10 protein-coding genes are annotated in these 15,466 nt (G+C 69.8%); 2 read left to right on the plus strand and 8 right to left on the minus strand.

The annotated features are described in order from the left end of the window. The first annotated feature begins 9 nt into the window (after nt 1-9). Together FRCN3DRAFT_RS0207185 and FRCN3DRAFT_RS49265 are read left to right on the plus strand one after the other, a co-directional pair. Nucleotides 10-1,560 (plus strand): glycosyltransferase family 2 protein, encoded by a 1,551-nt coding sequence (locus tag FRCN3DRAFT_RS0207185; protein WP_007511092.1) that lies wholly within the window; start codon nt 10-12, stop codon nt 1,558-1,560. 290 nt (nt 1,561-1,850) lie between these two features. Next, nucleotides 1,851-2,519 (plus strand): glycoside hydrolase family 26 protein, encoded by a 669-nt coding sequence (locus tag FRCN3DRAFT_RS49265; RefSeq protein ID WP_157845185.1) that lies wholly within the window; start codon nt 1,851-1,853, stop codon nt 2,517-2,519. A 160-nt stretch (nt 2,520-2,679) separates the two neighbouring features. On the opposite strand, the gene FRCN3DRAFT_RS0207195 is transcribed toward FRCN3DRAFT_RS49265, so the two are convergent. From FRCN3DRAFT_RS0207195 to FRCN3DRAFT_RS0207230, 8 genes are all read right to left on the minus strand, one after another. Beyond that, a complete protein-coding gene (locus tag FRCN3DRAFT_RS0207195; protein WP_007511088.1) occupies nt 2,680-4,026 on the minus strand; it encodes a UDP-glucose dehydrogenase family protein in 1,347 nt (448 codons plus the stop codon). Nucleotides 4,027-4,382: 356 nt separating this feature from the next. Next, complete coding sequence (locus tag FRCN3DRAFT_RS0207200) at nt 4,383-5,336, minus strand: SGNH/GDSL hydrolase family protein (RefSeq protein ID WP_007511086.1); 954 nt, start codon at nt 5,334-5,336, stop codon at nt 4,383-4,385. 173 nt (nt 5,337-5,509) lie between these two features. Further along, a complete protein-coding gene (locus tag FRCN3DRAFT_RS49270; RefSeq protein ID WP_131803388.1) occupies nt 5,510-6,172 on the minus strand; it encodes a methyltransferase domain-containing protein in 663 nt (220 codons plus the stop codon). Between the two features lie 59 nt (nt 6,173-6,231). Beyond that, on the minus strand, nt 6,232-7,197 hold the full coding sequence (gene rfbA / locus FRCN3DRAFT_RS0207210) for a glucose-1-phosphate thymidylyltransferase RfbA (RefSeq protein ID WP_483414346.1): 966 nt from the start codon (nt 7,195-7,197) through the stop codon (nt 6,232-6,234). 154 nt (nt 7,198-7,351) lie between these two features. Next, nucleotides 7,352-8,884, minus strand: a complete 1,533-nt coding sequence (locus FRCN3DRAFT_RS49275; protein WP_071041284.1) for a lytic transglycosylase domain-containing protein — start codon at nt 8,882-8,884, stop codon at nt 7,352-7,354. Nucleotides 8,885-9,417: 533 nt separating this feature from the next. Further along, nucleotides 9,418-11,085 (minus strand): sugar transferase, encoded by a 1,668-nt coding sequence (locus FRCN3DRAFT_RS0207220; RefSeq protein WP_007511079.1) that lies wholly within the window; start codon nt 11,083-11,085, stop codon nt 9,418-9,420. A 546-nt stretch (nt 11,086-11,631) separates the two neighbouring features. Next, nucleotides 11,632-13,251: a sugar transferase gene (locus FRCN3DRAFT_RS51120; RefSeq protein WP_425343335.1), complete on the minus strand. Its 1,620-nt coding sequence runs from the start codon at nt 13,249-13,251 to the stop codon at nt 11,632-11,634. A 1,449-nt stretch (nt 13,252-14,700) separates the two neighbouring features. Next, nucleotides 14,701-15,453 carry a type III pantothenate kinase gene (locus tag FRCN3DRAFT_RS0207230; protein WP_007511075.1) on the minus strand — a complete coding sequence of 251 codons (753 nt, stop codon included), beginning with the start codon at nt 15,451-15,453 and terminating at the stop codon, nt 14,701-14,703. Nucleotides 15,454-15,466: the final 13 nt, after the last annotated feature.

Here is a 15,466-nt window from a genome sequence, read left to right on the forward strand (position 1 = left end):
GGACGGCCGGTGGCCGACGACCTGCCGCGTGCGCCCACTGACGCCGAGAAGTACGTCTACTTCGGTCGGCAGCACCGCTGGTACATTTGGCTACGCAGCCTCGCGACACTCTCAGCTGCAACGTCGCTCTTTCTGTTCGCCAACACCACGGTCATGACCTGGTGGTTCTGGATACCGTTCAGCATCTTCACGGCCTACATGGTCCTCACGCACATCTGTACGACCGCGAAACGCAGGATCTCCCGCGTCGACCATGAGGCCATCACCGAGCTCTGGAACCCAACGCGATACCCGTCGGTAGACATCTTCCTTCCATGTGTCGGCGAGGATCTCCGGGTCATCCAGAACACGTATGAACACGTCGCGCGGCTCCATTACCCGGGGGCGGTTGCCGTGTATGTGCTGGATGACGGCGCCCGGGCCGAGGTGCGCCAGCTCGCCGAGGACTACGGGTTCCGGTATCTCAGCAGGCCGGACCGCGGACGCCTGAAGAAGGCCGGAAACCTGAAGTTCGGCTTCGAGCACTCCGACGGCGATCTGATCGTGATCTTCGACGCGGACTTCTGTCCCCGGCCGGACTTCATCCTGGAGCTCGCGCCCTACTTCGACGCGTATGAGGATGTCGGGATCGTCCAGTCGCCGCAGTTTTTCGACACCCACCGATCAATGCCGTGGCTGCAGCGCTGCGCGGGCACGGTCCAGGAGTCGTTCTACCGCTGGGCCCAGGTCTCACGTGACCGACTTGGCGCACCGATCTGCGTCGGCACCTGCGCGATTTACCGGCGCAGCGCGCTAGTGAAGTCCGGCGGGTTTGCCCAGATAGGCCACAGCGAAGACGTGCACACTGGGGTCAACCTGCTCAAGGTGGGCTACCGGACGATCTACGTGCCGGTGATCCTCGCGAAGGGTGTCTGCCCCGACCGGCTTGCGAGCTTCATCTCCCAGCAGTATCGCTGGTGCGCTGGCTCGATGAGTTTGCTGCGAGACCAGGCCTTCCACGACTCACCGCTCAGCTATCGGCAGCGCATGTGCTTCTTCACCGGATTCGGCTACTACATCTCGACGGCAGTCGGGATCATCACCCTTCCACTGCCCACGATCATCATGGTGTGGTTTCTGCCAGACCGGGTGCACCTGTCCAATTTCTTCTGGCTGATGCCTACGTTCTTCATGTACCCGCTGATCCGGGTAGTGCACCGGACGGGCTGGACGCCGGCTACGATCCGTGTCTACACGATATCGTCGTACTCCCACGCAGCCGCAATCCTCGACACTCTACGGAACCGCACCTCCGAGTGGGTGCCGACCGGTGAGACGAAGCGGACCACCATGACGTCTAAGGTCACCGTGGCTCTGATCCTCTGGACCGGCACGACCAACGTCGTCATGTTCGTCGGTGCCGTGCATTTCTGGATGACCCGGCACGATCCTGTCTCGGTCGCACCCGTTCTGTTCATGGCGTCGCTTGCCTCGTTCGTCTGGGTACCGATAGCGTCGGTGGCGTGGCAGGAGCGACGTGTTCGGCGGCAGAAGGTCGAGAACACCACGTTGACCGCCTGACGGAACCAGTTACCGAAACCCGCCGAAAAGTGCTCAGAGCTGCGACGACGGTATTGGGCAGCAGCGTTGTCGTCGCGGGGCTCGCCGCCCTGGGATGCACAGCTGGGTGGGGCGGAGTCCCAGTCAGGATCGGTATCGTCCACCCTCCGAGTAACTTGCGGTCCAGGGAGAACCTGCTGGGATACCGGGCTCCGGTCGTCGGCGGCCTTTACTACACGTTCGACACCTCGTGGGCGCGGTATCCCGCCGATCGCGTCCCGGCGGCCGGCCGCGAGCTCGTCGTCTGCTGGATGCCGAAGATCGCGACCGGGGTCCTCGCTCTGGCGGACATACCGGCGGGCAGACACGATCGACACATTGACGCGATGCTGACCGGAATGCGCTCGTTCGACGGACCGGTCGTCTGTCGATGGGGTCACGAGCCCAACGGCGACTGGTACCCCTGGTGCGCGGCCTACCCGCGTGGCAGGTCGGCGCCTGAGCAATACGTCACCGCCTGGCGCTACATCGTCGCCCGCGAGCGGCGTATGCCCGGTCCGTCCAACATTCGATGGTTCTGGTGTCCGACCGGGCGAGACGTAGGTGGCGTGGCGATGGAGCGTTACTGGCCTGGAGAGGACTGGGTTGACATCGTCGGTTGTGACGTCTTCAACGAGCCGCAGGAGTGGAAATCTTTCAACGAGATCGTTGCCGACCCTTACCGCAGGATTACTTCGCTGTCGGACAAACAGTTCTGGATCGGCGAGACGGGCTGCCACGAGCCATTGCAGTGGCAGCGCGGCACCAAGGCCCAGTGGATCGCTGACATGGCCGAGACCCGGTCGTTCCCTCGGATGCGCACCATCTGCTATTTTGACTATGATGCGAGGCCGGCGGGCCGCGCAGACTGGCGGTTCGACTCGACACGGGAGACGCTGGCGGCCGTGCGAGAGATCCTTGGCCGGGCTAAGGGCGTATAGGGCGCCTCAACCGATGCTCGCGTTTGCGTGACGTTTCTTGGGAGATGGCTAGCCTGAGCCTGGTCGAGTGACGCGCGTGAACGCGAGGAAGCGATTGGTACGGTAAGGACCGTCTTTACCAGCCGGCCGTACAGAGCACACGCCCGTAGCCGACGCCTGGTCAGGCGTTCGGACGGCCAAGCGCATGAAATTTCCAACCGGCGGCGCGCCAGCGTTCGACGTCCAGCGTGTTGCGGCCGTCGATGAGGATCGGGTTGCGCACCAATGACCTCAGGAGGACCGGGTCGACCTCGCGGAACTCGGCCCACTCGGTCAGGTGCAGCACGATGTCGGCGTCGCGGACGGCTTCGAGGGCGTTCGGCGCGTACAGCAGTTCCGGATGACGACGCATGGCGTTGGGGACTGCGGCCGGGTCGCAGACGGTGACTCGTGCGCCGGCGCCACGCAGGAGCTCCGCGACGTCGAGCGCGGGTGAGTCGCGGATGTCGTCGCTGTTCGGTTTGAAGGCCGCACCGAGTACCGCGACCGCCCGCCCCCGGACGTCGCCCCCGGACAACTCGGTCGCGAGTTCGGCGACCCGTGCCCTGCGGCGCAGATTGATGGCATCGACCTCGCCGAGGAAGCCGACTGCCCGGCCGACCCCGAGCTCCTCGGCGCGGGCTTGGAACGCACGGATGTCCTTGGGCAGACAGCCGCCGCCGAATCCGACCCCTGCCCCAAGAAAACGACCTCCGATCCGGGAGTCGTACGACAGCGCCGACGCGAGCCGCTTGACATCGGCCCCGACGACCTCGCATATCTCGGCCATCGCGTTGATGAACGAGATCTTGGTGGCGAGGAAGGCGTTCGCAGCGACCTTGACCAGCTCGGCCGTGGCGAAGTCACAGACGATGGCCGGAGCACCCTCCGAGATCGGATAGGCGTAGACGACACGGAGCAGGTCCTCGACCAGCTGGGTGTCCTCGGCGGGCACCCCGAAGACGAGCCGGTCGGGTCGCAGAGTGTCTTCGACGGCGAAGCCCTCGCGCAAGAACTCGGGGTTCCAGCCCAGGTGGACGCCGGGGGCCTCGGCGGCGAGCCGGACCTGTAGCCGGGCCGCGGTGCCCGTCGGCACGGTCGACTTGCCGACGACGAGGGAGCCAGTCTTCGGGCCGACGGCCAGCAGCCGGTCCACGGCGGCGTCGAGATGGCTGAGGTCGGCCGTCCTTGAGCCAGGCCGTTGCGGCGTGCCGACGCAGAGGAAGTGCACATCGGCGTCGGCCACTGCCTCGAAGGAAGTGGCGAACGTCAGTCTGCCCGTGTCGATGTTCTTGCGGAGCAGCTCCTCAAGGCCGGGCTCGAAGAACGGGACCACACCCGCTCTCAGACTGTCCACCTTGGCCGCGTCGACATCGATCCCGACCACCGAGAAGCCGAGCTCACTCATGCACACCGCGTGAGTGGCACCGAGATAGCCCGTGCCGATCACACTGATGCGACTGATCTTCGGCTTTCCGCCCTGATCCATTTCTTGCCGCCCCTCAATCCGTTCACGTATTACGCGGCCGGTCAGGATCTTCCGACTGTGCTGCGCAGTCTAACGGCGAAGAGCGCTACTGATATTCATTTATGGCGGGACGGCGGCTGTTTCATGAATTCTCTATTCAATTGCCTCATGCTGATATGTTGGCCGGATCCGCGGATTGGGTACCGCGCGCTCGCGGCCCGCGCGGGGCATTGGCTGCGTTGTTCGGCGACGGCCTTGTGAAGGGCGGCGGCGCCGAGCGCCACCGCGCCGAGGCTCGTAGCGCCGCCGGCGCGGACGTCTCGTCCCTCTGAGCCTGGGGCATTGGCGACGGCGGGCGACAGGGCAGCCGGGTTCGGCTACTTGCTCTTGGAGATGTAGGCGTGGACGGCGTCGGCGATCGCGCGCTGGCCGGAGGCGTTGGGGTGGCCGCTCGCCTCCAGGCCGGCGCCGGTCAGGCCGACCGGGTAAACCCAGGGGTCCTTCGTGCACAGCTTGTGGTCATCGAACACCCGGTTGATGGAGAGGAAGTCGACGTCGGACTGGCTGGCGGCGCGGCGGATCACCCGGTTGAGATCGTTGTTCAGGCCGGCGAGCTGGACGCGCTCGTTGTTGTCCAGCCACTTGCAGATATTGGCGGTGCTGCTGGGGAACAGGTCCGGATAGCCGACGACGACGACCCGGGCGCCGCCCGCCGCGGCCTTCACCTGGGAATAGGCCGTCTTCAGCAGCGAGGGGAGCTGCTTGGTGACGTACTTGCGCTTGTTGTCGTCGTGACCGGTCCAGAAGCAGCGCCAGACGACACAGCTGACGATCGTGGACCCGAAGCCGGCGTCGTTGCCGCCAATCGTGATCGTCACGATGTCCGGCTTCACACCGCTGGCGACCAGCGCGCGCAGCGCCTCGACCTGCGGTGGCTGGCCGTGGAACGAGGTGGTGAACGCGGTGGTCTTCGCACCCGAGCAGGCGAGCAGGCGGACGGTCGAGCCGGCGATCTCCTGGCCGAGCAGCCGAGGCCAGGCATTGGCGCCCCGGCCGCAGCTCGCGGCGTCCAGGTCGAAGGGGGCGTTGCCCTCGCCGGACGAGTAGGAATCGCCGAGAGCGACGATCGTGAGAGGTTTGTCCGCGAGGGGTTTGTTGGTGCCGACCGCGTTTACGCTGGTCTGCCCCCTGGAAACGTCACTGTCGACCTGTTCCAGCTGGGTACGCGGCTGGCATCCGGAAAGCAGGATGGCAAGCGTCGCGAACAGGCTGACAACGCCCAGGCTGACGAGGCGAGGCGCCCGCGTCGGCGCTGGCGAGCGGAGCTGCATGGTTCCGGAGCGTAACTGAGCAACCGTCCCTTGGCTGGCGGATAGCGGTCGGCGGCCATGGGGGAATGTGTCGCTTCTCCGACGGGCCAGCACTCCGGCTGCTCAACCGCGCTGGTGGCGCTGGCCGCGTCGGCGGCGCTCGAGTCCCGCCATGCGCCCAGCTCGGCTACGGCCTACGCCGTCGCCCGGTTTCGGCTACCGCCGCCGGGCGTCCGGTCGTCGCGCGCGGGTGAGAACAGCGCAATGAATGTCGGCGACCAGGCGTGCCCGATCACCAGGGTATCCGGCGGAACGAGGCGTCGGAACTCCCGTAGCGACAGGAGGCGGGTGAACTCGGCGCGAGACTCCCGCCAGGTGGGCGAGAAGTGCCTCAGGACGGTCGATGTGTGCGGCTCGACCGGAAACCATCTGTTTGGCGTGGTAATTACCCAGGAGCGGGCCACCCGGCCATGCTCACGTACGAAATCCCGCTGGTCGTTCTCGTCGCCGACATGCTCGATCACCGCATTGGACACGGCGATATCCACGGAACCGGTTCGGAACGGCAGGCGCCGACCGTCGCCCCGGACGTAGGGCCAGTCGATGGACGTGGGACGGTAAAGGTCGCAGGCCGCCATGATTCGGCCGGCCGCGGCAACTTCGCGTTCCACCACGAGCTTGTTTGGATTGCCCGCGTCTCCCGCCCCGACCAGCAGCACGGTGCGCAGCCGGTGGTCCGCCATGAAGCGGGTGATGACGGCCGCCTTCCGGGCCCGGTTCCGGGTGCTGAAGGCCAGGACCAGGCGCTGGAGCCACGACCACTCTTCGCCTACGGGCACGCTGCCCTCCGCCGGCACGCTGCCCTCGGTCGGCCCGTCGCCGTCCGCTGGCCTGTCGCTGTCCGCCGGCCTGTCGCTCACCGCGCGAGCAGGCGCTGCAGGTACTCGCCGTAGCCGCTCTTCGCGAGCGGATGGGCCAGCGCCGCGAGCTCGTCGTCCGTGAGGTAGCCCTCCCGCCAGGCGATCTCCTCGACGCAGCCGATCTTCAGTCCCTGCCGTTCCTCGATGACCTGCACGAACTGGGCCGCCTGCATGAGCGAGGCGAAGGTGCCGGTGTCGAGCCAGGCGGTACCGCGGTCGAGCAGGTGTACGCCGAGCCGGCCTCGGTCGAGGTACTCCTGGTTGACGGCGGTGATCTCCAGCTCGCCCCGGGCGCTGGGCTTCGTCTCGCGCGCGATCTCCAGCACGTCGTTGTCGTAGAAGTAGAGGCCGGTCACCGCGTAGCTGGACTTCGGCCGGGTGGGCTTCTCCTCGATGGAGACCGCGCGGTGGTCCCCGTCGAACTCGACGACGCCGTAGCGCTCCGGGTCGGAGACGTGGTACGCGAAGATGATGCCGCCGGCGGGGTCGGTGTACTGCTTCAGCGTGTTGCCCAGCCCGGCGCCGTAGAAGATGTTGTCGCCCAGAACCAGGCAGACCTTGTCGGCGTCGACGAAATCCGCGCCGACGATGAAGGCGTCCGCGAGCCCGCGCGGTTCCGGCTGGACGGCGTACTCGAACCGGCAGCCCAACCGGCTGCCGTCGCCGAGGAGCTGGCGGAAGCGGTCCTGGTCCTCCGGGGTGGTGATGATCAGAATCTCGCGGATTCCCGCGGACATCAGGGTTGACAGCGGATAGTAGATCATCGGCTTGTCGTAGACCGGCATCAGCTGTTTCGAGACAGCCTGAGTGATCGGGTAGAGGCGTGAGCCGGTGCCACCGGCCAGGATGATGCCCTTCATACCGCCCTTCCGGTCCAGAGGAGCCTGCGCGGCGTCGAGTACCGCGCTTTTAGCAATGCTGCCCGGCGCAGGCCCGATGGCGCGTCCAAGCTGGCCGCGCATGCCGACCAGCTTCCGCGTCAAGCCTAGCCACGTGAGACGCCCGGGCCTTGGACATGGGTGCGGGTACTGGTACGGCGCGGTCGGGCCGGTGGCCGATCGTTCGACGGTCGCCGAGCGTCGACCCACCGGCGACCAGGGATCTCGCGGCGCGGTCTCACGCGGGAGACGTCGAGGTCGCCGCGGCCCTCGGCGCGGAGGTGGTCGGGCTCGAGGTGACGCTCGTCGGCGCGGGCGCGGCGGCCGCCGAGGCCGGACTGGAGCTCGGCGCGGCCGGCGCGGTGGTCGGCGCGGCCGTGGGCGTCGCGCTGGGCGTCGGTGACGAACTCGGCGATGAGCTGGGCGGCGGGCTCGGTGACGAACTGGGCGGCGCGCTGAGAGCCGCCGACGTCGGGGCCGGGGTGGTGGCGGGGATGCCGGTGACCACCACCGTGGTCAGCGTCCGCACGGTACAGCCGGCCGGGGTCGTGGTGAGGGTGACCGTGACCGAGCCGCCGGTGATCGGCGCGAGGCCCAGGCGTGCCAGCGGTACGGAGCCCGTGGCGGGCCGGGCCGGCACGTTGGTGTCCGCCTGCGCGAGCAGGGCGCCGGCGCTGGACGCGCGGGCCTCGGCATGGATCGAGACGTTGCCGGTGGCGGTCGCGCTCGCGGCGGTGTAAGTGCCGGTGACCTCCAGGGTGGAACCGCTCGCGGTCGGGCTGACAGTGGCGGCCAGGCTGCCGGCGGTCACGGCGATGGTGGCGCAGGCGGCGCTGGTCGGGCTCGCGCTCGCGCTCGGGACGGCCGCGCCGGCGGCAAGGGTCACGACCGGGACCGGGGCCACGGCCGGGGACGGCGCACCGCTGGAGCCGGCCGCCGGCGTGAGGGCGACGACCGGGATCGGCACCGTGGTCGGGCTGGTGCCGTCGTAGCCGGTCATCCACGCCAGCACCGCGCGCACGTAGGCGTCGGACGGGTTGTAGGAGAAGATGGCCGCCCGCAGCTGCGCCGGATTGGTGAGATCCCGGCCATGTGCGCACAGGTAGCCGCCGGCGGCGAGGGCCGCGTCATTGATGTTGCTCGGGTCCTTGCGGCCGTCGGAGCTGGCGTCGCGGCCGGAGGTCTTCCACGTGCTCGGGATGAACTGCATCGGGCCGACGGCGCGGTCGTAGACCTTGTCGTTGTCGAGCGCGCCGTCGTCGGTGTCGCGCAGCAGCGCGCGGCCGCCCTTCCCGTCCAGCGCGACGCCGACGATCGTCGGTGTGACGGTGCCGTCGGCGGTGATGGAGCGTCCGGTCGCGTTGTTCGACTCGACCCGGCCGATGCTGGCGAGCAGCTGCCAGCGCAGATGGCAGCCGGGCAGCTCGCTGGCCATCATGGTGACGGCTCGCTGGTAGGCGGCGAGGATCCTGTCAGGGATCTGCGTGTTGGCGCCGGCGAGGCGGACCAGCGCGCCGTCGCCGTCGCCGTCGCCGGCGGCGGCCGCCGCCAGCGTGTCCGTGCCGACCTCGTCCCCGGGGCCGGGGCTCTCGGTGACGAGGACCGCCCCGTCGCCGCCGTCGTCACTGATCTCGCCGTCCGGCGTCAGCGGCGGCATGGGGTAGGTGTCGCCGCGTACGGGCTGGGTGCTGGGTGAGCTGGCCGCGGCCTCGTCATCACGGGGGCTGGCGGGCCCCCCACCGAGCATGAGCAGCAGTCCGACCGCGGGCACCGCGACGACGCGGGTGAGGCTGAGGGCGCGGCCGCGCCGCCGTCCGGCCGACCGCTTTGGCTTGCGGTGACGATGGCGTTGCGTGGGCCGCGCGGGCACCGCGGGAGTCGACGCCCCCGGAGTCGCCGACGCGGACGGCGCGGAACTCGGCGGCGCGGAAGGCGGCGATGGCGCGATCATGGCGCGACCACCGCGTCCGTCTGCCCGTCGCTCGTCGCCACGCCTGTCCGGTTCGCCACTTTCTCCCCGTCCCGGTCGTCCCCCCGGCCGCGGAACCCAGGCGCTCGACGGCTGGCCTCGACGGCCAGCCGCACCCACCGAGCCGTCCCGGCCGCCGCCGGCGGGCCCGTGGTGCCGCGTCAACCCGGCGAATGTACCGGACCTCCTTTGCCGGAAACGACCCCTAAACGCACGGAGGATGGAAACCGGATGAACTAGCGGCCGAGTCGGGCTACCGAGTCGGCGGCGTCCGGGCTCCTGGACGCCACGGCTACAGCCACCGCCACCGTCGGCGGTGGCTGGGCCGGCGGTGGCTAGTAGGCGCCTTCGCGCTTGAGGACGGCGAAGACGGTGCGCCAGAGGATGATCAGGTCCATGGCGAGCGACCAGTTCTCGACGTAGCGCAGGTCGAGCCGGACCGCTTCCTCCCAGTCGAGGTCGCTGCGGCCACTGATCTGCCACAGGCCGGTCAGGCCCGGCTTGACCATCAGCCGGCGGTGCACGTCGCGCTCGTACTGGGCGACCTCGCTCGGCAGCGGCGGGCGCGGGCCGACCAGCGACATGGTGCCGTTCAGGACGTTGAGCAGCTGCGGCAGCTCGTCGAGGGACCACTTGCGCAGGAAGCCGCCGACCCGGGTGATCCGCGGGTCCTTCTCCATCTTGAACAGCACGCCCTTGCCCTCGTTGCGGGCCTCGAGCTTCGCCTTGAGCGCCTCGGCGTTCACCACCATCGAGCGGAACTTGAACATCGTGAACTCTTTGCCGCCCTGGCCGACCCGGGTCTGCCGGAAGAACGCCGGGCCCTTGCTGGTCAGCCGGATCGCCAGCACCAACGCCACGAAGAGCGGCAGCAGGGCCAGCATGCCGGCCAGCGCGAGGCTCCGGTCGAGCATGCCCTTCATCAGCCGGCGAGCGCCGGAGAGCTCGGGCTCCTCGATGTGCAGCAGCGGCAGCCCGGCGACCGGACGCAGGTGGATGCGGGGCCCGGTGACGTCCGTGATCGCGGACGACACCATGACGTCGACGTCGGAGCCCTCCAGTGCCCACAGCGCCCGACGCAGCCGCTCGCCGTCGATCTGCGGGCTGATCGCGACGGCGGTCGCCCGGGTGCGCCGGATCGCCTCCTCCAGCGCCTCGGACGTCCCCACGATCGGCACGCCGGCCAGGTCGAAGCCGGCGCGGTCCGGCCGTTCGGAGCTGTGCAGGCCGGGCGCCCGGTCGAGACACACGCCGACGACGTTCCAGCCAGCGGTGGAGTCGCGCCGGGCGATCCGAACCAGCGAGGCGGCCGACTCGCCGGCGCCCACCACCAGCACCCGATGCTGGCACTGACCGGCCCGGCGCATCCGGTGCAGCCGCGCGCGGGCCACCGCTCGGCCGACGAGCGTCAGCAGCGTGGCCGTCGGGAAGGCCACCAACAGGTACGAGCGGGCGAACTCCGCCTTGGTCGCGTACGAGGCGACCGCGACCAGGGCGGTCAGCCGGATGGCCGCGTTCAGGACGCGGCGGAACTCCTCCGACCCGCCGCCGAGGAACCGGTACTCGTAGCCCCGGTTGAGCGCTACCGCGGCGATCCAGATGAGCGGCAGGCCAAGGGTGAAGAACAGGTAGGGCCGCGACGACGACGGCGCCTGGCTGAACGTGAAGATCCCGCCGAAGCGGATCAGGTAGGCGAGGCCGGTCCCGGCCAGGCAGGCGGCGAGGTCGGCGAACATCGCCGCCCGCGCGTAGTCGCGCTCCCACCTCAGCTGCGCTCGGTACGGCTCGCGCACCCCTTCGTACGGGGTGTTCGACAGGATCGCGAGCTCGGCGGCGCTGCGGGTGGTGGCGTTCGGATGGTTCCGTCGCTCCGGCGGCCGGCCCGCCAGGCGCGCCCGGAAGTTGCGCATCGAGACGCGCAGCGTCGCCTCGCCGTCGCCGTTGCCATTCCCGTCGCCGGGGTTGGCGTTCCCGGCCTGTCCGCGGGTCGTCGTCGCGGTCACCGGCGCGTCCTTCCTGGGCCGTCTACGCCTGCCCGCCAGCCAGCGGCGACCGACCGCGGGTCGGCGCGTGGGATGACCCGCTTCGCACCCATGCGCACCCCTCCGCCGAACCAGCCTGCGGGCAGCAGCCCACGCGCACCTCGCCGGGCAGTCCGTGGGCGGCCGACGTGACTCGCGTTGAAAATACCAACGTCTGACCCATCCCCGGCGTTGAGGCATCCTTCTCGGATTTCGGCGGGCGGCGGACAAATGGTCCACTTCCGGACATTGGGCGTCGGCCCGCGCCCGGCCGCCGCTGGGCGAGCGGGCGAGCGAGCGGGGCCGGCGGCTTCCCGCCGTGGGCATATGTGCCAGGCATCCCCGCCGAAAGACCGGGAGCCGCGCCGAGGCGCGGGCGGACACCGGGCCAGTCCCGTCCCGCCGGCCCGGAGCCGGACGACCTCCCGGGCAGTGGGCAGGACCACATCTGACGGGTGGCCCAGGGCCCCACCAATCGGCCGGCCTGGGCCCTGACCAGGCCAAACCCCGCGGATCGGTGGGGGAGGGTCAGTAGGCGCCCTCGCGCTTGAGGACGGCGAAGACGGTGCGCCAGAGGATCATGAGGTCCATGGCGAGCGACCAGTTCTCGACGTAGCGCAGGTCGAGCCGGACCGCCTCGTCCGTCGGCAGGTCGCTGCGGCCGCTCACCTGCCACAGGCCGGTCAGGCCCGGCTTGACCATCAGCCGGCGGTGCACGTCGCGCTCGTACTTCGCGACCTCCCGCGGCAGCGGCGGGCGCGGGCCGACCAGCGACATGCTGCCGTTCAGGACGTTGAGCAACTGCGGCAGCTCGTCGAGGGACCACTTGCGCAGGAACCTGCCGATCCAGGTGATCCGCGGGTCGTCCTTGGACTTGTACATGTAGTCGTCCTCGCGGTCGTTGAGGGTGAGGACCTCGGCGAGCCGCGCCTCCGCGTCGACGAACATCGAGCGGAACTTGAACATCGTGAACTGCTGGCCGAGCCGGCCGACCCGGGTCTGCTTGAAGACCGCCGGGCCCCTGCTGGTGAGCCGGACGGCCAGGGCGAGCCCGAGCAGGAGCGGCGAGAGCAGCGTCAGCGACACGAACGCCACCCCGCGGTCGAGCAGCGCCTTCATCAGCCGGCGGGCACCGGTGAGCTCGGGCTCCTCGATATGAAGAAGTGGCAGACCCGCGACCGGACGCAGGTGGATCCGGGGGCCCGTCACGTCGGTCACCGCGGAGGACACCAGCACGTCGACGTTGGAGCCCTCCAGTGCCCACAGCGCCCGGCGCAGCCGCTCGCCGTCGATCTGCGGGCTGATCGCGACCATGGTCGCGTCGGTGACCCGGATCGCGTCCTCCAGCGCGTCCGACGTCCCGACGATCGGGATACCGAACAGGTCGAAGCCCGCTCGCTCCATCCGGTCGTGGCTGTGGCGGCCGGGCGCTCGGTCCAGGCAGATGCCGACGACCGACCAGCCGGCGCTCGGGTCGCGGCGAGCCAGCCGCACCAGCGACGCCGCGGACTCCCCGGCGCCGACGACGAGCACCCGGTGCTGGCAGCGGCCCGCCCGGCGCATCCGGTGCAGCAGCGAGCGAGCGGTGGCCCGGCCCGCGAGCGTGAGGACCGTGGCCACCGGGAAGACGATCAGCAGGTAGGCCCGGGCGACCTCGGCCTTGGTCGCGTACGAGCCGACCGCCACCAGCGCGATCAACCGCACGGCGGCGTTGACGACCCGGCGGAACTCCTCGGACCCGCCACCGAGGAAGCGGTCCTCGTAGGCCCGGTTCAACGACATCGCGGCGAGCCACGCGATCGGGAACACCACGCTGATGATCAGGTACGGCATCGGCGACGGCGGCATCAGGTCGAAGTCGACGATGCCGCCGAACCGCAGGACATAGGCGAGCGCCGCCGCGAACGCCCCCGCCGCCAGGTCCGCGCCGATCACCAGCCGGGTGTACTTGCCCTCCCACGCGATCTTGGCGCGGTATGGCTGGCGCCCGACGGGCTTCTCCAGCCCGCCCTGCGCGTCGTCGGCCGGCGTCTCCGCAGGCGCCGTCTCCCTGGGAGAGGGGACGGAGACGCCCGGTGCTGCCGCCGGTGCCGCCGCCGGTGCTGGCGCCGCGGTGAGTCCGAGGCTCTCGAGGCCGCCGGGTGGCAGCGGGAGCAGCGTCGGCCCGGTGACCGCGCCGAACGGGGTGCTCTCGACGCCTTCCGCCGAGGAGTCCGCCGCGGCGTGGTCCGTCCCGGCCCCGCCGGGCGCCAGGACCTTGTCGGTGACGTCGTTCCCGGCGACGGCGTTCTCGGGAGCGGCGTTCCCGACGCCGCCGACGCCGCCCCTGACGAAGAGGCCTCCGGTGACGATGCGCTGGGTGACGTCCGCGTCGGCCTCGGCGGGGCTGGCCGCGGCGGCGCCGGGTGTGACCGGGCTGGGCATGACCGGGTTGGGCATGGCGAGGCTGGGTGTCGCCGGCCCGCTCGCGGGCGGGCCGGCGGAGCGCGCGCCGCGGGAACCAGTGACGCGTGGACCGGCCGGGCGCGGCGAGATCCGCTGCCTCGGGACCCGAACCGTCGTCTCCGGGTCGGTGCCGGTGGCCTCGGTGATGTCGTTGTCTACGGCGTTCTCGTCCATGGCGCTGGGCTCCGCGGGACTCCGGTCGGCGGCGTTGACCGCTGCGACGGCGATCGACGCGACGGCGTTCGACGCGGCGGGCTCCACGGCCGCGCGGTGGTCCGCGCCGCTGGCGTGCAGGGTGCCGGACCCGCCGGGTGACGGGCCAGAGCCGTCCTGACGCGGTTCGTCCGCCCTGGGGGCGGCGTGCTCCGTGTGGACGTGCTCCGTGTCAGGGCCACCCGGGTCAGGATGCTCCGTGTCCGGGGTTTCTGTGCGCAGACTCGCGGTGGCCGGGGCCGTTGTCCTCGGGCGAGCTGTGTCCCCGCGCGGTACGCGCGGTTGCTCCGCGCCCGGGGGCTCTGTCCGAACATGTGTGCCTATACCGTCGATCGTCTCCGTCACCGGTGGCCCCCGCCCCTACGTCCCCCGACGTTTCGGCCCGTCCGGCCGACGGCGTCAGCCGTCGAGCGTGGCCACCCCCGGTCGCCCCGGGTGTGGGCCTTCGGCTGGACGATCGGAGAGCGATCGGACAGCTCTTGGCCTGCCTGCGGCCGATACAACGGGTCGGCCCGAAGTCTAACGGCACGTCATAGTGTCTTTGGTCTTCTTGCGAGTAATCCACGGCACCGGGCGGGCTGCTCTACGTGGGTCCCTTGGTCTTGAAGTGGTCCATCTGAACGCTTGTGGGTGTGCCGTAGTGGTGTTACGCACGCTCCATGCGGATTCGATCGCGCAGTGTGACTCGGATGGCCATAAATGTCAACGATGTTAATTCGATGGAATCGTGACCATCGTCATATGTCGGGAAGGCGACGCCCCGACCAGGGTGTTTGCCGAGACCAGGTCGGGTCGGGGTGCCTCCGACCGGCCGCCACCGCGTTCCGCCGGCCGCCCGCCCGGCCGTGACCGAACTGGTTAGGCGACCTGCCGGCCTCGGACTGGCGAGCTATGTCGGAAAAGGTGCGATATGGATTTCCGACGTGTTTCGGAGCGGCATCAGATGTTCTTGGTGAACACCAGCCGGAGGCCGATCAGCGTGAGGTGTGGTTCGTGTACCTGGAGGGTCTCGCTCTCCTTGATGACGAGCGGAGCGAGGCCACCGGTCGCGATGGCGGTCGCCTCCGTGCCCAGCTCGGCGCGGATGCGCCGCACCAGGCCGTCCACCTGCCCGGCCGCTCCGTAGATCATGCCGGACTGCAGGGCCTCGACCGTCCCCTTGCCGATCACCGAGCGGGGCGGCACCAGCTCGACCTTGCGCAGCTGGGCGGCCCGGGAGGCGAGCGCGTCCAGCGCGATCTCGATGCCCGGGGCAAGCGCGCCGCCGAGGAACTCCCCGCGCGCGGACACCACGTCGATGTTGGTCGACGTGCCGAAGTCGACCACGATCGTCGGCCCGCCGTACAGGTGGTGCGCGGCCAGCGTGTTCATGATCCGGTCGGCGCCCGCCTCCTTGGGGTTGTCGATGAGGATCGGCACTCCCGTACGGGTCCCGGGTTCGACCACCACCACCGGCACGTGCCGGAAGATCCGCGCCGTCATCCGGCGGATCTCCCGCAGCGCCGCCGGCACCGTCGAACACACCGACACGCCGTCGATCTCGAAGTCGCCGAGCAGCCCGCGGTAGATCAGGGTCAGCTCGTCCGCCGTCGCGTTCGGCTGGGTGCGCACCCGCCACGAGTCGGCCAACGTCTCACCGTCGAACACGCCGAGGACGGTGTTGGTGTTGCCGATGTCGATCGTCAGCAGCATGGGTGGGACTGTT

It is taken from the genome of Pseudofrankia saprophytica (assembly GCF_000235425.2).
GTDB classification, from domain to species: domain Bacteria; phylum Actinomycetota; class Actinomycetes; order Frankiales; family Frankiaceae; genus Pseudofrankia; species Pseudofrankia saprophytica.